We start from the raw sequence: 19686 nt of genomic DNA, 5'->3' as shown, positions 1-19686 counted from the left end.
ACATGCGGAGCGGGGGACGGCTCGACCCCCACCACGGCAGAGGCCCGGCGGGTCGTCGAGGCGGCCCGCGCCCGGATGCGCGAACGGCTGCGGGGGACCGGCTGGTCGAGGAACGCCGAGGTCGCCGGTTCCTGGCTCCGGGGTGCCGGTCGTTCCGAGCCCGGCGCGATGGAGGCCCTCGACAAGGCGCTCGACCACGGGTCGTTGACGATGCGCGGGTGGGACCGGGCGATGCGGCTGGCCTGGACCCTGGCCGACCTGCAAGGAGCCGGACGGCCCGGTGCCCGGCACGTCCGCGAGGCCCTCGCGCTCGGAGTGCGCTGCGAGCGGCGGGGACCTGCTCGCTGTCGTCCGGGCGGCGCTCGGGCCGGCTGGCGCGGAGGTCGACCCGGTCCAGGCGGCCGCGCGGGTGGCGTGGTCCTCGCTCACCGAACCGGGCGACGCCGTGGCGGGGGAGTTGGTGACGGTGCTCGGCGCGGAGCGGGCGCTCGGCCTCGTCGTCGAGGCGTGCGAGGCGGCCGAAGAGGACGGCTCGGGTGCGCTCATCGCGGCCTGCGCCGAGGCCGGAGTCGACGGCGCTGAGGACCCGGACACGTTCCGGCCGGTCGTCCGCTCCGCGCTCGACCGCTGGCGGCCGCGGCTGGGACGCTCCGACGTCGGGGACGTGATCGCGGCCGGACGGAACGTGGGCGCCCGGCTGCTCGTGCCGGGGGCCGACGGATGGCCCGGCAGCGTCGACGACCTCGGTCCGCACGCCCCTGGTCCTCTGGAGGCGCGCGGCCTCCGCCGAGGCGCTGCCGTCGCTCGCGGTCGTGGGGTCGCGGGCGAACACCGTCGCCGGAGCGGAAGCCGCGGCCGAGATCACCTCCACCGCAGCGGATGCCGGCTGCGCGATCATCAGCGGCGGGGCCTACGGGATCGACGCCGTGGCCCACCGCGTCGCGATCGCCGCGGGTGCACCGACGGTCGCGGTGCTCGCCGGGGGATCGACCAGCTGTACCCCGCAGGCAACGTCGACCTGCTGCGGAACGTCGCGCGGCAGGGTGCGCTGCTCGCCGAGTCGCCGCCGGGCACCCGGCCGACGCGGTGGCGGTTCCTCGCGAGGAACCGACTGATTGCGGCGCTCGGGGACGCCACCGTCGTCGTCGAGGCCGGTGCGCGTTCCGGCGCGCTCAACACGGCGCACCACGCGGCGGCAGCTCGGGCGGCCGGTGTTCGCCGTGCCCGGCGCGTTCTCCTCCTCGGCGTCGGTGGGGTGCCACCGGCTCGTGGCGCAGGGCCGCGCGCAGCTCGTCGTCCACCCGAGGACCCTGCCGACGCAGCGCTGGCGGGCTCCTCCCCGCCGGTGCCGGTGCCGGTGTCGTCGACGAACCGTTGGCGGGTGCGCGCCTCGATCCCGAGGTCGTCCGCGTGCTCGACGCCCTCGGCCGGCGGGCGATGAGCGATCACGACGTCGCCGTCCGGTCCGGGATGTCCCTCGCCGAGGTCGCCGACACCCTCGCGCTCGCACAGCTCCAAGGCTTCGTCGCGCACACCTCCGGCGGGTGGGTACGGGCGTGACGGGGGCCGGACCTACGCTGGGGCCGTGGCGGAGCAGACGGACGGACGATTGGTGGCGGCGGTCGACGCCTTCCTCTCGCACGCCCGGCACGGGCGTGGCCTCAGCGAGCAGACCGTCCGGGCGTACGCCAACGACCTCGAACAACTCGTCGCGTTCGCTGGCGAGCGGGGCGTCGAGTCGGTCGGTGACCTGGGGCTCGAACTCCTCCGCGACTGGCTCTGGGACGCCGACAACCGGGGGCTCGCACGCTCGACCATCGCCCGTCGGTCGTCGTCGGTCCGGGCCTTCACCCGCTGGGCGAGCGAGTCCGGGGTCCTCGCCGTCGACCCGGGCGCGCGGCTCCGTGCTCCGAAGGGCGCGTCGCACCTGCCGCGCGTCGTGTCGGCGGACCAGGTCCGGACGATCCTCGACGGTCTCGCGGGACGAGCGGCAGCGGACGACCCGGTGGCGTTGCGGGACCTGGCGGTCGTCGAGCTCCTGTACGCCGCGGCCATCCGGGTGAGTGAGCTCGTCGGCATCGACGTGCTCGACGTCGACCGCGGGCGGCTCACCGTCCGGGTGCTCGGCAAGGGCGGTCGTGAACGGGTCGTGCCGTTCGGGGTGCCCGCCCGCGACGCGCTCGAGGCGTGGCTCGACCGTGGTCGGCCCGCGCTGCTGGCATCTGCCGAACAGCCGGAGTCCCGCGCGCTCTTCCTCGGGGATCGTGGCGCTCGGCTCGGTGTGCGTGGTGCGTACCGGATCGTGGCACGGGTGCTGCAGGACCTTCCGGGCGAGGGGCCGAGCGGACCGCACACCTTCCGGCACACCGCGGCGACGCACCTGCTCGACGGGGGAGCGGACCTCCGTGCCGTGCAGGAGCTGCTCGGGCACGCCAGTCTCGGCACCACGCAGATCTACACGCACGTCTCCTCGGCGCGGCTCCGCGAGGTCTACCGGACGGCACACCCGCGTGCGTGACCGCGTGACCGCGTGACCGCGTGACCGAGTCCGTCAGCCGTCCCAGGTGCCCTCCGGCAGCAGGACCGGCCACTCGGCTGCCGGAAGGTACGGCATGGGGTCGACGTACCGGCCGTCCAGCCTCGCGCCGAGGTGCAGGCACGGAGCCGGACGCGGGGCAGTGCCCGACCGCGACGGTTCCGACCACGTCGCCCTGTTCGACGACGTCCCCGGCTGCCACCGTCGGCGTGACCGAGTCGAGCGTGCTCACCAGTCCGTCGCCGTGGTCGACCGTGACCACGGGCCTGCCGCCGACCGGAGCCGGCGAACGCCACGGTGCCGTCGTCGACCGCTGCCGCGCCTGCACCGAGCGCAGCGGGGACGTCGATGCCCCGGTGGCCCGCCGCGTAGTCGTTCGCCGGGGCCTCCCACGGGCGTCCGACCACTCGGGTGCCGGTCGGCCACGCCCACGGTGCCGTCGCATCGCCAGCAACAACACCAGCGCGAGCGTCGGCGTCAACACCAGCACGAGCGCCAGCGCCAGCGCCGCTGCCGTCACCCCCGGCATCGGCCCCGGCATGGACGCCGGACGACGACCCGGACATCGTGGCGACACCGGGCAGCACCAGCACGCACGACACCAGTGAGCCGACGGCAGCGATGAGCAGGGCACCCACCCGGGGTCGAAGTCGTGAGCCGATCCGCATGGAGCAAGCCTTGTGCCCTGGACCGCAGGCGTGGCGGAGGTGGGCGGATCTGTGGGAAGTGGGTCGAGCCTCCAGGCCGGTGGAGGAGGCGCGTGCGCAACGGACGAAAACGCGGATGTCGCACGACGACGACCGTGTCATCAGCGCGCGCCTGCAACCGTTGCGGACGCGTGGTTGCGACACCGCGCCTGTCGTGCGACGTCGACGGTGTCGATCCGAGTCGCCAGAGCCCGACTGCGCCACAGCGCCACCCTCCACGCCCACCCGCGCCCCGATTGCACCCGTCCCCCGATCGGGGAGTACAGTCGGGGCCGCTCCGGACCACGCAACGCCGCTCGGACGGCGAACCAGCCGACCGCCGGGGCACCGTGCCCACAGCAGCACGGCGGCAGAACCCAGGAGCATCGTGTCGAACGCGACCACGCAGCACGGCGAAGACCGTGCGTTCAAGGGGAAGGTCACGCTGTTCGCCATCGCGGCAGCGGTCGGCGGGTTCCTCTTCGGATTCGACTCGTCCGTCATCAACGGTGCGGTCGACGCCATCAAGGGGGAGTTCGACCTCTCCGAGGGCGCGAGCGGCTTCGCCGTCGCCTCGGCCCTGATCGGCTAGTGCCTTCGGCGCCTACTTCGCCGGTCGGCTCGCTGACCGCTGGGGTCGCACCCGGGTGATGTTCTGGGCGGCGGTGCTCTTCTTCGTCTCCTCGATCGGGTCCGGCTTCGCGTTCGCCACGTGGGACTTCGTCCTGTGGCGCCTCATCGGCGGTCTCGGCATCGGCACCGCGTCGGTCATCGCCCCGGCCTACATCTCCGAGGTCTCCCCGAAGGCGATCCGAGGGCGGCTGGCCTCGTTCCAGCAGCTCGCGATCACGCTCGGTATCTTCGCCGCGCTGCTCTCCGACCAGTTCTTCGCGGTCACGGCGGGCAGCGCCTCCGCCGAGGTCTTCGGGCTGCCGGCCTGGCGCTGGATGTTCCTCGTCGGCGTGATCCCGTCGGTGGTCTACGGCATCCTGGCGATCACGCTGCCGGAGTCGCCGCGCTTCCTGCTCGCGAAGGGTCGGACCGACGACGCGCGTGAGGTGATGACGAAGATCGTCCCGCGCGACACGGTGAACACCAACCTCGAGGAGATCCAGGACGGCATCAAGAAGGAGGCCAACGAGAAGAAGGGCTCCATCCGGGGCAACCGCTTCGGTCTCCAGCCCATCGTCTGGGTCGGCATCATCCTGGCCGTGCTGCAGCAGTTCGTCGGCATCAACGTGATCTTCTACTACTCGACGACGCTCTGGCAGGCCGTCGGGTTCAAGGAGAGCGACTCGTTCCTCATCTCGACGATCACCTCGGTCGTCAACGTGGCGGTCACCTTCATCGCGATCTTCCTGGTCGACAAGGTCGGTCGGAAGCCGCTCCTGGTTGCCGGTTCGGCGGGCATGTTCGTGTCGCTGACGATGGTCGCGATCGCGTTCCTCGCAGTCCACCATCGTCGACGGTGCGGCCGAGCCTGCCCGGCTCGTGGGGCGTCATCGCGCTGATCTTCGCGAACCTCTTCGTCGTGTCGTTCGGCGCCACCTGGGGTCCGCTCATGTGGGTCCTGCTCGGTGAGATGTTCCCGAACCGCATCCGCGCGACCGCGCTCGGCGTCGGCTCCGCGGCGAACTGGATCGCGAACTTCATCGTCACGATCTCGTTCCCGGTGCTCTCGGGCTTCAACCTCACGGTGACCTACGGCATCTACGCCCTGTTCGCCCTGCTCTCCCTGTTCTTCGTCATCGCGAAGATCCCGGAGACGAAGGGTCGCTCCCTCGAGGAGATGGGCATCACCGCCGAGGGCGAGACGGTGAACGCCAAGTCCTGACACACCCAGATCACCGGACAGGAGGCCCGGATCACGTGAGCCGATCGGCGCACGTGATCCGGGCCTCCCGTCTGGTACGATCTCTCCAGCAGTGCGCTGATGCGCGCTGACTTCGCGTGTCCACAGGGTCACCGACGGAGCACCCTCAACGGGGCGCCGTCACGGATCCGGCAACCGACCACCGGTCCCGCTCTCACGAGCGGGCGGTCGCGTGCCAGGGCACCAGGGATCACGACCTCCGGTCGTGCTCGACACAACCGCAACAGGGGCACAGCAGCGCTGTGCGCCGAGAACACAGAAGGAGGACGGCACATGGCCGTCGTCACCATCCGCCAGCTGCTCGACAGCGGCGTCCACTTCGGACACCAGACCCGTCGGTGGAACCCGAAGGTGAAGCGCTTCATCCTCGCCGAGCGCTCGGGCATCCACATCATCGACCTCCAGCAGTCGCTGGCCTTCATCGACCGTGCGTACGACTTCGTCAAGGAGACGGTCGCGCACGGCGGGACCATCCTCTTCGTGGGCACCAAGAAGCAGGCGCAGGGCTCCATCGCCGAGCAGGCGACCCGCGTCGGCCAGCCGTACGTCAACCAGCGTTGGCTCGGCGGTCTGCTCACGAACTTCCAGACGGTCTCCAAGCGCCTCGCGCGCATGAAGGAACTGGAAGAGATCGACTTCGACGACACGACGAAGGGCTTCACCAAGAAGGAGCTCCTCATCAAGAAGCGCGAGCTGGACAAGCTCCACAAGACCCTCGGTGGTATCCGCAACCTCACGCGGACCCCGAGCGCGCTCTGGATCGTCGACACCAAGAAGGAGCACCTCGCCGTCGACGAGGCGCAGAAGCTCGGTATCCCGATCATCGGCATCCTCGACACCAACTGCGACCCCGACGAGATCACCTACCCGATCCCGGGCAACGACGACGCGATCCGCTCCGTCGGCCTCCTCACCCGCATCGTCGCCGACGCCGCGGCCGAGGGCCTGAAGACCCGCCACAACGGTGGCGACGACGAGGCAGCTGCCGAGCCGCTCGCCGAGTGGGAGCAGGAGCTCCTCGGTGGCGAGACCGCGACGCCGGCCGCCGACGCCGCAACCGAGGGTGCGACCGTCGAGGGCAGCACCGTCGAGGAGAACGACGCTGACGCGCAGGTCGCCGCGAAGGAGATCGGCGAGCCGATCCCCGACGAGGCGAAGAACGCGGAGCCCACGGCCGAGGCCGAGGCCGCAGCGGAGACCACCCCCGCCGAGTGACCACCGGGGGCGCCGGACCGATCGGCTCGGCGCCCCTCTCCTCTCTCTCGCGAACGCACAGTTCGCTACGAACGCTCAGTCCAGAAAGGACTCCAGTCAATGGCCAACTACAGCCTTGCTGACGTGAAGAAGCTCCGTGAGGACCTCGGGGCCGGCATGATGGACGCCAAGAACGCCCTCGTCGAGGCCGACGGCGACTACGACAAGGCCGTCGAGCTCCTCCGCATCAAGGGCGCGAAGGCCGTCGCCAAGCGCGACGACCGTGCGACCTCCGAGGGTGTCGTCGTCGCGACGACCGAGAACGGTGCCGCCACCGTCGTCGAGCTCGCGAGCGAGACCGACTTCGTCGCGAAGAACGAGCGCTTCACCTCGCTCGCCGACAAGGTCGTCGCCGCGGTCGCCGCCGCCGGTGCCGCCGACGTCGCAGCCGGCAACGCCGCGCCGCTCGACGGCAAGACCGTCGCCGAGGTCATCGACGAGAACGCCGCCGCGCTCGGCGAGAAGCTCGAACTCCGCACGGTCACCCGTGTCGAGGGCGAGAACTTCGAGGTCTACCTGCACAAGACCAGCCAGGACCTCCCGCCGCAGATCGCCGTCGTCATCGCCTACTCGGGCTCCGACGCCGCCGAGGCGCGCTCGATCGCGCAGCACGTCGCGTTCGCGAACCCGACGTACCTCACCCGCGACGAGATCCCGGCCGAGGCCATCGAGAAGGAGCGCGCGACCGTCGAGGCGATCACGCGCGAGGAAGGCAAGCCCGAGGCCGCCCTGCCGAAGATCGTCGAGGGTCGCCTCAACGCGTACCGCAAGCAGGTCGCGCTCCTCGAGCAGGACTACGCGAAGGACAACAAGATCTCCGTCGCGAAGGCCGCCGAGAACGCTGGCATCACGATCCAGGGCTTCGCCCGCGTCAAGGTCGGCGCGTAACGAACCCGTGACGGGGTCAGGAACCAATCGGTTCCTGGCCCCGTTTTCGCGCCCCGGTCGGGCCGCGAGTAGATTCCCACGAGACATCCGACGAAGGGCCTGGAGCACATGACGAACGAGAAGACCGGCCGCCGCCGAGTCCTGCTGAAGCTGTCGGGAGAGGCGTTCGGCGCCGGCCTCGCTCGGGGTGAACCCGGACGTGATCAGCACCATCGCGAAGGAGATCGCAGCCGCCGCACAGGACGTCGAGGTCGCGATCGTCGTCGGCGGAGGCAACTTCTTCCGCGGCGCGGAGCTCGCAGCGCGGCATGGACCGTGGCCGCGCGGACTACATGGGGATGCTCGGCACGGTGATGAACGCCCTCGCCCTGCAGGACTTCCTCGAGCAGGCCGGTGCCGCCACGCGCGTGCAGTCGGCGATCAGCATGACCCAGGTGGCGGAGCCCTACATCCCGCGGCGTGCCGAGCGGCACCTCGAGAAGGGCCGCATCGTGATCTTCGGTGCGGGCGCGGGCCTGCCGTACTTCTCCACCGACACCGTCGCGGCCCAGCGTGCGCTCGAGATCGACGCGCACGAGGTCCTCGTCGCGAAGAACGGCGTCGACGGCGTCTACACGGCGGACCCGAAGAAGGACGCCACCGCCGAGAAGCTGCACCACGTCACCTACCAGGACGCCCTGCTCAAGGGCCTCAAGGTGGTCGACGCGACGGCCTTCTCGCTCTGCATGGACAACGGCATGCCGATGCACGTCTTCGGCATGGAGGGCGACGGCAACGTCGCGGCGGCGATCCGGGGCGAGCGCATCGGCACCGTGGTCAGCAACTGACCCCCGCCGCTGACTAGACTCGACGCCAGTACCGAAGGAGAACCACCGTGATCAGTGATGTCCTGACCGAAGCCACCGAGAAGATGGCGAAGGCGGTCGAGGTCGCCAAGGACGACTTCTCGACCGTCCGAACCGGCCGCATCAACGCCGCGCTCTTCCAGAAGATCCCGGTCGAGTACTACGGCACGCCGACCCCGCTCGCCCAGCTCGCGTCGCTGCAGACGCCCGAGGCCCGCACGCTCATCGTGACGCCGTACGACAAGTCGGCGCTCAAAGAGATCGAGCGCTCGATCGCGACGTTCCCGAACCTCGGCGCCAGCCCGTCGAACGACGGCGAGATCGTGCGCGTCACGATCCCGGAGCTCACGCAGGACCGCCGCAAGGAGTTCGTCAAGCTCGTGCGGAGCAAGGGCGAGGACCACAAGGTCGTCATCCGCAACATCCGCCGCCGCGCCAAGGACGACCTCGACGCGCTGAAGGGTGAGATCTCCGACGACGAGATCTCGCGTGGCGACAAGGACCTCGAGGCCCTGACGAAGAAGCACGTCGATCAGATCGACGACGCGCTGAAGAAGAAGGAAGCCGAACTCCTCGAGGTCTGATGCCCCGTCCAGACCAGGGCGGCGATGACCGCCCCACAGCACAGAAGCGTTCCGCCAAGGGGCTGCGCCAGGACTTCGATGCGCGGGCACGAGCTGCCCGCACGGACTTCGAGGCGCAGCTCCGGCAGCGGAAGGCCGACTTCGGCGCCCGCAACGAGGCGCTGACCGCGCGGACGGGGCGCAACCTGCCGGCGGCGATCGGCATCGCGCTGGCGTTCGCCGTCGTGATGCTCGGGTCGCTCCTCATCTGGCCCCCGTCGTTCATGGTCGTCGCGGCGCTCCTGCTCGGCGTCGGCGTGTACGAGCTCGCGAGCGCGATGCGGTTCGCCGGGCGTGACGTGCCGCGCATCCCGAGCGTGCTCGTGGCGGTGGGCATCGTGCCGGCGGCGTTCCTCGGCGGACAGATCCCGGCGCTCTTCACGCTCCTCGGCGGCATCGTCTTCATCAGCCTGTGGCGTCTCGTCGAGGTCGCGTTCACCCGGCCGAAGCCGCCGGCGGGCAACGTCTTCCGCGACCTGACGAACGGGCTGTTCGTGCAGGCGTACATCACGCTCCTCGGCGCCTGCGTGGTCCTGCTCTCGGCGCAGCCGGACGGTCCGCTCTGGGTGATCGCGTTCATCCTGGTCGTCGTGGCCGTCGACACCGGCGCGTACGCCACGGGGCTCAACCTCGGGAAGCACCCGATGGCGCCCCGGATCAGTCCGAAGAAGACGTGGGAGGGCTTCGCCGGCTCGGTCGCCGCGAGCATCCTCGTCGGCATCATCGTCACGTGGCTGATGCTCGGCCTGCCGTGGTGGACAGGTGTCATCCTCGGCGTGCTCATCTCCGGCTCGGCGACGCTCGGCGACCTGACCGAGTCGATGATCAAGCGCGACCTCGGCATCAAGGACATCTCGTCGTTCCTGCCCGGGCACGGCGGACTGCTCGACCGGATCGACAGCATCCTGCCGTCTGCCGCGGTCGCCTACGTGGTGTACCTCATCGTCAACCACTGACGGGCTGAACGACCTGCACCGCGCGTCCAGGTCACACCCGGGTCCGGTCCTGGCAGAATGTCGCCGTGGCCACCACCTTCCCGAACGCAGACCGCTCCGCCCTCGGATACGACGTCGACGAGGTCGAGCGTTTCCTCGAGGACGCGCGTCGTGCCTACACGGCGAACGACAGCGCCCCCGGGATCGAGGCGGCGAAGATCCGCGCCACCGCGTTCTCGATGCGCAAGGGCGGGTACTCGACCGCACACGTCGACGCCGCCCTCGAGCGCCTCGAGGACGCCTTCGCCGCCCGCGAGCGCGAGCGTGAGATCGCCGACGTCGGACAGAAGGCCTGGTACGCCGAGGCCCGCGCGAAGGCCTCCGACGTCGTCGCCCGCCTGGAGCGTCCGGACGGCCAGCGCTTCAGCCGCGTGAGCTTCCTCGGCACCGGCTACCACCCGAAGGACGTCGACGCGTTCGCGAAGCGTCTCGGCGGCTACTTCAAGGAGGGCAAGCCCCTCAGCCTGACCGAGGTCCGCTCGATCGTCTTCCGTCCGAAGCACGGTGGCTACCGCGAGGCGCAGGTCGACGCACTGCTCGACGCCGTCGTCGAGGTCATGCTCGCCGTCCGCTGACGACGCGCTGGTCACGGATGCTTCGCTTTCCGTGATCGTTCCGTTATCCTGGTCGAACTCATGGGCAGGCACACGGCAGACATCAGCTCCGACCGCGACACCAACGAGCACCTCGGCCTCACGGCTTCGGGTGAGCGCCGCGCGGCACTGAACCGAACCCGCACGGCGGAGAACTCGGTCCTCCCGGCGAACCCGCAGGTCGCGACGGCATCCGTGCCGACCGCCCCGGTGAGCGCCCCGAAACCGTTCAGTGCGCCCAAGTCGGTCGCTGCCGAGCGCGTCTCCGACACGCCGCTCGTCACTGCTGCTGCGCGTGCCACCACCCCGTCGGACCCGCGCATCGTCAAGCAGCGTCGCGCCCGAGCGATCACGGCGCCGTCCAAGCCGACCGCGATCCGCGGCGTGAACACCTTCATGCGCAAGCGCGCGACGATCCCCGCGCTGTCCTTCTTCGCCGTGTTCGGCTTCGTGGGCGGGTCGCTCTTCAACCCGATGCAGCCCGACGTCGCGCAGGCAGCGGTCTCCGCACCCGTGCTCGTCAAGGCCCCGGCCGAACCGCAGCAGTACACCGCGCACGGCACCTACGGCGCATTCGACGTCACCCGCGACGCGTACGGCGTGACCGTGCCGAAGCCGAAGGTCGTCGAGAAGCCCAAGGTCGAGGCGACCACCGACGCCGACGGTGCCACCGCCGACAAGCCGGTCAGCGCGGCGAACACGCTCGCGGCCAGCGCGGCGACGCCCGACCCGGGCAGCGCGCAGGCGATCGCGCTTCAGCAGGTGACGGCCCGCGGCTGGGGCGCCGATCAGTACAACTGCCTCGTCTCGCTCTGGAACAAGGAGTCCGGCTGGCGCGTCAACGCCTACAACCCGAGCGGGGCGTACGGCATCCCGCAGGCCCTCCCGGGCGCGAAGATGGCCACGGCCGGTGCCGACTGGCAGACGAATCCTGCCACGCAGATCGCGTGGGGGCTGGGTTACATCGCGGGTCAGTACGGCACTCCTTGTGGTGCTTGGGCGCACAGCGTCAGTAACGACTGGTACTGATCGGTCGTCCGGGGTGCCGCGCAGCAACCGGCCGCGACGACCCCGTGGCCGCGTCTTCGGTCCTGAGGAGGAGTCGGCTGGTCTCGACCGGCTGATGAGCTCCTGGAAGCGCACCGAGATCCGTCGCGGGCGCGAGTACCTGGTGCAGCCGATCTCGGCGGCCTCGGCGCAGAAGGAGTACGTCTGCCCGGGCTGCGGCGGAACGGTGCTGCCCGGGGTCGCGCACGTCGTCGTCTGGCGTGCGGACGGAGTCCTGGGCGACGAAGCCGACCTGGCGTCCCGCCGCCACTGGCACAACCACTGCTGGAGCATCGCATGACCCCCGAGACGACCGCGTGAGCACCGAGACGGCGGAGATCCGCTCGAACACGGAGCTGCCTGCCCGGCGCACCGACGTCGAGCTCGTGACCGACGACCACCTCACGCTCGTGGGGGAGCTCGCCGAGCCGCTCGACCGCCGGGCTCGCGGCACGATCGTCACCCTCCACCCGCTGCCGACCGCGCACGGCTTCATGGACTCGCACGTGCTCAAGAAGGCCGCGGCACGCCTGCCCGCCCTGGCGGACATCGCGGTGCTCCGCTTCAACTTCCGGTCGGTGACCTCCCCGCGGGGCACCTCTGAGGGGACCTTCGGCGACGGCGTCTCCGAGGGCTTCGACCTCCGGGCCGCCGTGGCGGACGTCGTCGACCGGGGTCTGCCGACGCCGTGGCTGGTCGGCTGGTCGTTCGGCACCGAGGTGATCCTCAAGCACGCGCTCGAGCACGTCGAGGCCGGCAACGTCGCCGGTGTCGTCCTGCTCTCCCCACCGCTGCACCGCACCAGCGACGAGGAGCTCGCACGCTGGGCCGACGTCGCGGTGCCGGTCATGGCGCTCGTCCCCGAGCACGACGACTTCCTGCAGCCGGACGAGGCGGCCCGTCGCTTCGCGACGGCGCCGAACGTCCGCGTGGTGCCGGTCGCGGCTGCCAAGCACCTGTGGGTGGGGGAGCGGTACGTGCGCACCGTGCTCGACGCGATCGCGGACCTGGTCGTGCCCGGTAGCGCGCCGTTGCCGACGCACCTGCCGCACTAGCAGCCGGCCACCTCCGGCAGGCGATCCGACCTGGAGGCGCGGGGCGGGCCTCCAGGTCGGATCGCGTCAGCGCGTGGTCGCTGCTGCGTCCGCGTCGTCGTCGGCTCCGGCGCCCTCGGGCGCCGTCCCGAGCAGGCCGGTCGCGTGCGTCAGCACGCCCCGCAGGTTCTCGAGGTAGCCGGCCACGGCGTCGCGTTCGGTCCGGACCGCCGCGAGGCGGTCGCTCGGACTCGGCGATGATCGCGGCCGTGCGTTCCTCGGCGTCGGCCACCATCTTGTGGACGCGGTCCTGGGCGTCGGCGACGATCGTGCGGGCGTGCTCCTGCGCCTCGGCGGTGCTGCTGCGTTCGAGGTCGTCGGCCTCCTGCTGCAGGCGCTCGGCACGCTCCCGGGCCTCGGTCGCCCGCCGCGTGGCCTCGGCCAGCTGGAGGTTCGCCTCGTCGAGGTACCGCTGCGTCTCGGTCACCGTCTCGTGGTGCTTCTGCAGGTAGTCCTGCTCGGCGTCGTCGCGGCGTGCAGCGAGCTCGGACTCGAGCGTCGTGCGTGCCTCGTCGCGTTCCCGGGCGATCTCGGAGCGGACCTCGTCGCGCTCCTTCGCCAGGTCGGCGCGCGCCGTGTCGATCTCCTGACGGAGCGCGGACCGCTCGGTCTCGAGGGCGCCGAGCTCGGCGGTGCGGCGGTCGGCGATCTCGGTGTCGACCTCGGCGTGCTCGCGTTCGCGGCGGGCCGCCAGTTCGTTCTCGTGCTCGCGCGCGGCGCGCTCGGCCTCGGCCGCGGCCTCGACACGCTCGCGCTCGATGCGGGTGGCGTGCTCGTCGAGCTCGCGGGCGATGCGGTCTGCGGTCTCCTGCACGAGGCGCTCGTTCTCGGCGCGGGTCTGCTCCTCGTCGACGCGGAGCTGGGCGCGGGCGGCCGCGATCTCCTGCTCGAGCGCGGCGCGGGCACCGGCGAGTTCGCGGTCCCACTCGGCGCGTGCGGCGGCGAGCTCCTCGTCGAGGACGCGGCGACGCTCGGCCAGTTCGGTCTCGAGCTCGGCACGACGACGGTCGACCTCGGACGCGAGGTCGGCGCGACCGGTCTCGAGCGCGAGCGCGTGGGCCTGCTGCTCCTCGTCGCGTTCGCGGTGCCAGGCGCCACGGCCTTCGGTGACCTCGCGCTCAAGGGCGTCGCGGCGCGTGCGCTCCTCGTGGTCGAGGTCCTCGACCCGGCGGGTGTGCTCGGCCTCGAAGACGCTGCGACGGTGCTCGGTCTCGCGGTCGAGGTCGGCGGCCGCTTGTCGGGCGTCGGCGGACTCGCGCTGGGCGAGCTCGCGCAGCTCGGCGACCTCGTGCTCGACCTGGGCGCGCAGCGCGTTGGTCTCGCGGATCGCGACCGAGCGGACCTCGGCCGCCTCGGTGACGGCGGCGCCGCGGACCGCGGCCGCTTCGTTGCGGGCGTCCTGCACGAGCAGGCCGGCCTCGGCGCGGGCGCGCTCGATGGTGTCGGCCGACTCGGCACGCGCGCGGGTGAGTTCGTTGGTCGAGCGGGTGCGGGCGTCCTCGAGGGTGTCGCGGGCTTCCTCCTGCGCCTCACGCAGGGTGCGCTCGGCCTCGGACCGGCTCGATGCGCGGAGGCGCTGCGCGTCGATGTCGGCCTGGCTGATGAGGCGGGTGGACTGTTCCTCGGCGACGCGGAGGGTGGACTCGAGGCGCGTGCCGAGTCCGCTGTACGGTGGGGGTGCCAGCCTCGTCGAGCTCGCCCTGGAGCTCGGAGACGCGGGACTGCAGGAGACGGATCTCCTTCGCGGCGTCGGCGCGGTCGTTGTTCGACTTGATGAGCTCGCGGCGCAGGTCGTTCAGGGCACGGTCCACGTCGTCGCGGCGGTACCCGCGCAGCTCGGTCCCGAACTCGGCCTCGTCGTTCGCCACGTGTTCGCTCCTGGGTGCTCGGCGGAGGGCCCGATCCGGCCGGGCACGATTGTAGTGGCGGGCACGGACGGGTGGCTGTGACCGGGGACAGCGGTGGGGATGCGACGTCCAGGCTCGCTCGCTATCCTGGAGCGCTGATTCGCGCGCCGTCACCCCCACCCCGGCGCGGTAGGAGAAGATCCGTGCGATTCGTCCTGGCGATCGTCAGTTTCGTCATCGGTCTGGTGCTCGTCGCGCTCGCGGTCGGACAACGGACGGTGTTCGAGCCACCGTCGTCGCTCGTCGCCGGCATCGTCCTCGAAGAGCTCGGCACCGGTCACGGTCATCCCGGGCTCGACGCTCAACGCGAACCCCGGCTACCAGCGCATCAGCGTGTCCGGGTCGGGCAAGGTCTTCGCCGCCTACGGCAAGTCCAGCGACGTCGACGCGTGGGTGGGGACGCCGAGCACACGACAATGCGGTTCGACGCCGAGCAGGACCGCCTGGTCGGCAAGACGACCGGCAGCGAGTCGAGCGTCCCCGACCCCGCCGGCAGCGACCTCTGGTACCAGGAGTACGACGGCGCCGGTCAGTTCACCGTCCGTCTGCCGAAGGACGTCTCCGTGATCATCGTCGGCGACGGCACGTCCGCGGCGCCGAGCGACGTCTCGGTCACCTGGCCTCGTGACACCGCGACCCCGACCGTCGGCCCCCTCCTGGTCGCCGGCGGCGTCTTCCTCGTCGGCGGGCTCGTCCTGCTCGTCTGGGCGTTCGTGCACCAGCGCCGTGGCCGGTGGCCCGCGTCGGCGGAGCGGCGGTTCCCGTCCGCCGCGCGTCCGTGCCTCGCGTCGTGCCGCAGCCGCCGGTGCGCAGGTACCCGCCCGCGGTCGCCGCGGTCGTCGTGCCCTCGTGGCGATCCCGGTGCTCCTCGTCGGCGCCCTCGGCCTCGCCGGGTGCTCGTCCGACTACTGGCCCCAAGGGAGCTCGGCCGCGACGCCGACGCCCACCGCCACCGCGACCGGAGCCGCCGCGCAGTCCGAGCCGACCGCGGCGACGAAGCAGCAGATCAGCCGCATCGTCGACCGGGTCGCAGCCGTCGCGAAGCAGGCCGACGAGACGCGCGACGCACGCCTCGCCGGAGGCCGCCTTCACCGGTGCCGCGCTCGAACTGCGCGAGGCCAACTACACGATCCGCGGCAAGGACGCGAAGGTCGAGGCGCCGCCGTCCATCTCGGCCGAACAGGTCTGCGTCGCGCTCCCGCAGCAGACCGATTCGTGGCCGCGCACCGTCTTCGCGGTCGTCGCCGAGGACTGCGACGCCAAGTCCGCGCCGCAGGCCCTGACGCTCGTTGCAGGACTCCGCACGCGACGACTACAAGGTCGCGTACGACGTCTCGCTCGAGGCCGCGGCGAAGATCCCGAGCCTGGCGCCGACGTCGATCGGGGCCGCTGCCGCGCCGAACACGAAGCTGCTCTCGATCGCGCCGGACCAGATCGGTCGCGTCTACGGCGACATCCTGTCGAAGGACAAGGACAGCACCTACGCGTCGATGTTCGAGGCCGACGGCGACGGGCTCCGCTCGACCATCGGCAAGGCGTACAAGGACAAGAAAGTCGAAGTCGATCCCGCCGACGGCGAGATCGAGTACTCGTCCGAGGTCCCGGCCGACAGCGCCGTGGCGATCGCGACCGACGGCGCCGGTGCGCTCGTGTCCGCCGAGCTCAACGAGATCGAGAAGGTCACGCCGACCGCGGCCGGCGCCGAGGTGAACACCGAGGGCGCGGTCAAGGCGCTCTCCGGTGTCGACTCCAGCACGAAGGGCATCACCGCCACCTACGGCGTGCAGCTGCTCTTCTACGTGCCCCCGGTGGACACCGATGACAAAGTGGTCCTGCTCCAGTTCACGCAGGGCCTGACAGCAGCGAGTGAGGGGTGCAATGACCAACGTCCCCCCGACCCCGTCCGGTCTCCGCGGAGCCGTCGACCTGTCATCCTGGTCGACCGCGCGCAGCGGCCGGCAGCCGTCCGCCGGTCCGGCGGCACCCCCGCCCCTGCCGGAGCCCCGGCACGCCCGGCGCCCCCGGCGCCCGGCGCCGGCACCGAGAACGGCGCTGACCTCACCGTCCCGTCGCTCGTCCTCGACGTCACCGACCAGACCTTCCAGGACATGCTCCAGCTGTCCTCGATCGTCCCGGTCATCGTCGACATCTGGGCCGAGTGGTGCGGACCGTGCAAGCAGCTCTCGCCGATCCTCGAGCAGCTGACCGCCGAGTACGACGGCCGCGTCCTGCTCGCCAAGGTCGACGCCGACACGAACCCGCAGCTCGTGCAGGCGTTCCAGGCGCAGTCGATCCCGACCGTCGCGGCGCTCATCGGCGGACGCCCGCTCGGGCTCTTCGTCGGCGCGCTGCCCGAGGCGCAGGTCCGCGACGTCTTCGAGCAGGTGCTCGCCGCCGCCGAGCAGAACGGCGTCTCCGGTCGTGTGACCGTCGACGGTGCGGCCCCGGCGGACGCGGTCGAGCAGGGCGAACCGGAGCCGGAGCCCCTGCCGCCGCACCACCAGGCCGCGTACGACGCGATCGAACAGGGCGACTCGCCACGGCGATCCGGGAGTACAAGACCGCGATCCTGCAGGACCCGCACGACCAGATGGCCGTCGCCGGGCTCGCGCAGGTGTCACTCCTCGACCAGTTGAACGGGCACACCGCGGACGACATCCGTGCCGCCGCAGCTGCCGGGCCGTCGGACGTGTCGGCGCAGCTCGCCGTCGCGGACCTCGACATCTCGGGCGGTCACGTCGACGACGCCTTCGGGCGCCTGCTCGACCTGGTGCCGACGGTCTTCGGCGACGACCGAGGGGCCCTGCGCGTGCGGCTCGTCGAGTACTTCGAGCTCATCGGTGCCGAGGACCCGCGCGTCGTCGCGGCGCGCCGTCACCTGGCGAGCGCCCTGTACTGGACACACGCAGACGACGGACGGGAGGCGCGGTGCCAGCTGGCACCGCGCCTCCTGCCTCTGTGCGTGCGTCCGCACGCGTGCCCAGCGAAACGCAACGTCGGCGGCTCCTCGCAGCGGTACTTCGCTGCGAGCAACCGCCGAGCGGTGCGTTTGCGGGGGCGAGTCCGGCGGGCGGGCCTAGCGGGCCAGCTTCAGCCAGACGGCGCCGAGCGGGGGCACCACCACGTGCGCCGAGGCCGGACGGCCCGCCCACGAGGGTCTCGTCCGCCGTGACGACACCGAGGTTGCCGACACCGGACCCGCCGTACTCGGCGGCATCGGTGTTGAGGACCTCCGTGCCAGGCGCCGGCCGCGGGGAGCCCGAAGCGCCGCTCGACCGGAACGCCGGAGAAGTTGACGAACACCGCGAGGCGGTCGTCCCCGTCCTTCCGGAGGAACCCGAGCGTCGAGTGCGGCGCGTCACCGCCCTCGATCCACTCGAAGCCGTCGGCGGTGGAGTCGTGCGTCCAGAGCGCCGGGGTCTCGCGGTAGACCCGGTTGAGCGACGCGACGAGGTCTGCACGCCACGGTGTCCGGGTCGTCGAGGAGCCACCAGTCGAGCCCGCGGGCTTCGGACCACTCGGAGGGCTGGGCGAACTCCTGCCCCATGAAGAGCAGCTGCTTGCCGGGGTGCGCCCACATGAAGGCCAGGTAGGCGCGGACGTTCGCACGCTTCTGCCACTCGTCGCCGGGCATCTTGCCGTAGGGCGAGCCCTTGCCGTGCACGACCTCGTCGTGGCTGATCGGCAGGGTGAACTGCTCGCTGAACGCGTAGACGAACGAGAAGGTGATCTCGTCGTGGTGGTAGCTGCGGTAGAGCGGCTCGCGCTCGATGTACTGCAACGAGTCGTGCATCCAGCCCATGTTCCACTTCTGGCCGAAGCCGAGGCCGCCGGCGCTCGTCGGCTGTGTGACGCCGGGCCACGAGGGTGCTCTCCTCGGCGATCATCACGATGCCGGGGTAGCGCTTGTAGGCGGTGGCGTTGGTCTCCTGCAGGAACGAGATCGCCTCGAGGTTCTCGCGGCCGCCGTGGATGTTCGGCAGCCACTCGGTCCGGGAGTAGTCGAGGTACAGCATCGACGCGACGGCGTCGACCTTGGAGCCCGTCGATGTGGAACTCCTCGAACCAGTACAGGGCGTTCGCGACGAGGAAGTTGCGGACCTGCGGCTGACCGAAGTCGAACACGTAGGTGCCCCAGTCGAGCTGCTCGCCGCGGCAGGGTCCGGGTGCTCGAACAGCGCGTGACCGTCGAACTTGCCGAGCGCCACTCGTCCTTCGGGAAGTGCCCGGGGACCCAGTCCATGATCACGCCGATGCCGGCCGAGTGCAGCCGGTCGATGAGGTAGCGCAGGTCGTCCGGGGTGCCGAAGCCGGAGGTCGGCGCGTAGTACCCGGTGACCTGGTAGCCCCACGAGCCACCGAAGGGGTGCTCGGCGAGCGGCAGGAACTCCACGTGGGTGAACCCGAGGTACTGCACGTGCCCCATCGAGCAACTGGTCGGCGGCCTCGCGGTAGGACAACCCGGGGCGCCACGAGCCGAGGTGCACCTCGTAGACGCTCATCGGACGGTCGTGCGTGGTCGTCTTCGCCCGGTGCTCCATCCACTGCGCGTCGCCCTCGGACCACGTGTAGTCGGATCGGGTGACGACGGAGGCGGTGAGCGGCGGGACCTCTGCCCGGCGGGCGAGACGGGTCCGCACGCTCCACCCAGCCGGCGTCCGTGAGGATCTGGAACTTGTACCGCTGACCGACCATCGCGCCCGGCCAGAACAGCTCCCACACGCCGAGGTCGGTGAGGCGGCGCATCGCGGTGGTGCGGCCTTCCCAGCCCTCGAAGTCGCCGATCACGCGGACGGCGGTCGCGCGGGGCGCCCAGACGGTGAACGCCACTCCGTCGACACCGTCGACGGTCTTCGCGTGCGCGCCCAGGTGGTGCCAGAGCTGCTCGTCGCGGCCCTCGCCGAAGAGGTGCAGGTCGAGCTCACCGATGGTCGGCGGGAAGCGGTAGGCGTCGTCGGTCGTCCAGGTGATGTCGTCGGTGTCGGTCGACGGGTCCTGGTCGTAGTCGGCTTCGACCCGGTACCGGCCGAGCGTGTCGGCGGTGGCGCCGGCCCAGAGCCCGTCGCCCTCGTGGGTCAGCTCGATGTCGTCGCCGTCGGGTCGGACGATGCGGACCGCGGTGGCGAGGTGCCGGACGACCCGGACCTCGTGCCGCCGTCGACGGGGTGCGGGCCGAGGACGTCGTGCGGCTGCGACCAGCGCGCTTCGGCGATCTGCTGGCGGAGCCACTCCTCGACCGGGCGGGGCGCGGGCCGGGTGCTGCGGCTGCGGACGCGGACGACCCCGTGGGGTTGGTCGCGGCGAGTGGGCTCCCGCCTTCGCTGGTGGGCGCGTCGGCGCCGTCG

Annotated in this window: 15 protein-coding genes and 5 pseudogenes; 18 read left to right on the top strand and 2 right to left on the bottom strand. The window is 71.4% G+C overall.

What is annotated here, in order from left to right; genetic code table 11:
* Positions 1 to 75 precede the first annotated feature (75 nt).
* The 15 genes and pseudogenes from ACZ8AI_RS03530 to ACZ8AI_RS03460 all read left to right on the top strand — a co-directional run.
* Positions 76 to 249, top strand: a pseudogene (locus ACZ8AI_RS03530) (magnesium chelatase subunit ChlI family protein); the annotation flags it as partial.
* Positions 250 to 280: 31 nt separating this feature from the next.
* Entirely contained in the window at positions 281 to 1441 is a 1161-nt protein-coding gene (locus tag ACZ8AI_RS03525) for a DNA-processing protein DprA (protein WP_464856607.1), read from the top strand.
* Positions 1411 to 1560, top strand: a complete 150-nt coding sequence (locus tag ACZ8AI_RS03520; RefSeq protein WP_464856605.1) for a hypothetical protein — start codon at positions 1411 to 1413, stop codon at positions 1558 to 1560. Before ACZ8AI_RS03525 ends, ACZ8AI_RS03520 begins: the two co-directional genes overlap by 31 nt.
* Positions 1561 to 1585: 25 nt before the next feature.
* Positions 1586 to 2518, top strand: a complete 933-nt coding sequence (locus ACZ8AI_RS03515) for a tyrosine recombinase XerC (protein ID WP_464856603.1) — start codon at positions 1586 to 1588, stop codon at positions 2516 to 2518.
* Between the two features lie 227 nt (positions 2519 to 2745).
* A complete protein-coding gene (locus ACZ8AI_RS03510) occupies positions 2746 to 3144 on the top strand; it encodes a hypothetical protein (RefSeq protein WP_464856601.1) in 399 nt (132 codons plus the stop codon).
* Between the two features lie 463 nt (positions 3145 to 3607).
* Positions 3608 to 5056, top strand: a pseudogene (locus ACZ8AI_RS03505) (sugar porter family MFS transporter).
* 312 nt (positions 5057 to 5368) lie between these two features.
* Positions 5369 to 6310, top strand: a complete 942-nt coding sequence (rpsB, locus tag ACZ8AI_RS03500) for a 30S ribosomal protein S2 (RefSeq protein ID WP_464856599.1) — start codon at positions 5369 to 5371, stop codon at positions 6308 to 6310.
* Positions 6311 to 6409: 99 nt separating this feature from the next.
* A complete protein-coding gene (gene tsf, locus ACZ8AI_RS03495) occupies positions 6410 to 7237 on the top strand; it encodes a translation elongation factor Ts (RefSeq protein WP_133519574.1) in 828 nt (275 codons plus the stop codon).
* A gap of 108 nt (positions 7238 to 7345) precedes the next feature.
* Positions 7346 to 8064: pseudogene (gene pyrH / locus ACZ8AI_RS03490) on the top strand (UMP kinase).
* Positions 8065 to 8111: 47 nt separating this feature from the next.
* On the top strand, positions 8112 to 8666 hold the full coding sequence (frr, locus tag ACZ8AI_RS03485) for a ribosome recycling factor (protein ID WP_071292891.1): 555 nt from the start codon (positions 8112 to 8114) through the stop codon (positions 8664 to 8666).
* Complete coding sequence (locus tag ACZ8AI_RS03480; RefSeq protein WP_464856597.1) at positions 8666 to 9661, top strand: phosphatidate cytidylyltransferase; 996 nt, start codon at positions 8666 to 8668, stop codon at positions 9659 to 9661. The genes frr and ACZ8AI_RS03480 overlap by 1 nt, the downstream gene beginning before the upstream one ends.
* Positions 9662 to 9726: 65 nt before the next feature.
* The gene (locus ACZ8AI_RS03475; RefSeq protein ID WP_464856595.1) at positions 9727 to 10275 is read left to right on the top strand and encodes a DivIVA domain-containing protein; all 549 of its coding nucleotides are present in this window, start codon (positions 9727 to 9729) and stop codon (positions 10273 to 10275) included.
* Between the two features lie 60 nt (positions 10276 to 10335).
* Positions 10336 to 11322: an aggregation-promoting factor C-terminal-like domain-containing protein gene (locus tag ACZ8AI_RS03470; protein WP_464856593.1), complete on the top strand. Its 987-nt coding sequence runs from the start codon at positions 10336 to 10338 to the stop codon at positions 11320 to 11322.
* A gap of 13 nt (positions 11323 to 11335) precedes the next feature.
* Positions 11336 to 11641, top strand: a complete 306-nt coding sequence (locus ACZ8AI_RS03465) for a hypothetical protein (protein ID WP_464856591.1) — start codon at positions 11336 to 11338, stop codon at positions 11639 to 11641.
* 16 nt (positions 11642 to 11657) lie between these two features.
* Positions 11658 to 12395, top strand: coding sequence for an alpha/beta hydrolase (locus tag ACZ8AI_RS03460; RefSeq protein WP_464856589.1), 738 nt, complete (start codon positions 11658 to 11660; stop codon positions 12393 to 12395).
* A gap of 1568 nt (positions 12396 to 13963) precedes the next feature.
* Here the strand turns inward: ACZ8AI_RS03460 and ACZ8AI_RS03455 are convergent.
* A complete protein-coding gene (locus tag ACZ8AI_RS03455) occupies positions 13964 to 14302 on the bottom strand; it encodes a hypothetical protein (RefSeq protein ID WP_464856587.1) in 339 nt (112 codons plus the stop codon).
* 182 nt (positions 14303 to 14484) lie between these two features.
* Between ACZ8AI_RS03455 and ACZ8AI_RS03450 the strand changes: the two genes are divergently transcribed.
* The 3 genes and pseudogenes from ACZ8AI_RS03450 to ACZ8AI_RS03440 form a co-directional block, all read left to right on the top strand.
* Complete coding sequence (locus ACZ8AI_RS03450; RefSeq protein ID WP_464856585.1) at positions 14485 to 15624, top strand: hypothetical protein; 1140 nt, start codon at positions 14485 to 14487, stop codon at positions 15622 to 15624.
* Between the two features lie 6 nt (positions 15625 to 15630).
* Positions 15631 to 16977 carry a thioredoxin family protein gene (locus ACZ8AI_RS03445; RefSeq protein WP_464856583.1) on the top strand — a complete coding sequence of 449 codons (1347 nt, stop codon included), beginning with the start codon at positions 15631 to 15633 and terminating at the stop codon, positions 16975 to 16977.
* Positions 16932 to 17177 (top strand): annotated as a pseudogene (locus ACZ8AI_RS03440) (tetratricopeptide repeat protein); the annotation flags it as partial. The gene ACZ8AI_RS03445 and the pseudogene ACZ8AI_RS03440, both read left to right, overlap by 46 nt.
* Before the next feature lie 240 nt (positions 17178 to 17417).
* On the opposite strand, the pseudogene glgB reads toward ACZ8AI_RS03440, so the two are convergent.
* Positions 17418 to 19554, bottom strand: a pseudogene (gene glgB, locus ACZ8AI_RS03435) (1,4-alpha-glucan branching protein GlgB).
* Positions 19555 to 19686: the final 132 nt, after the last annotated feature.

Source organism: Curtobacterium sp. AC273 (assembly GCF_979253735.1).
Note: the sequence above shows the minus strand (reverse complement) of the source record. Positions and strands in the feature narration are given on the sequence as shown.

Coding starts and splice junctions, on each gene's coding strand:
- rpsB (WP_464856599.1), top strand. CDS start 5,369: ATGGCCGTCGTCACCATCCGCCAGCTGCTCGACAGCGGCGTCCACTTC.
- ACZ8AI_RS03470 (WP_464856593.1), top strand. CDS start 10,336: ATGGGCAGGCACACGGCAGACATCAGCTCCGACCGCGACACCAACGAG.
- tsf (WP_133519574.1), top strand. CDS start 6,410: ATGGCCAACTACAGCCTTGCTGACGTGAAGAAGCTCCGTGAGGACCTC.
- ACZ8AI_RS03480 (WP_464856597.1), top strand. CDS start 8,666: ATGCCCCGTCCAGACCAGGGCGGCGATGACCGCCCCACAGCACAGAAG.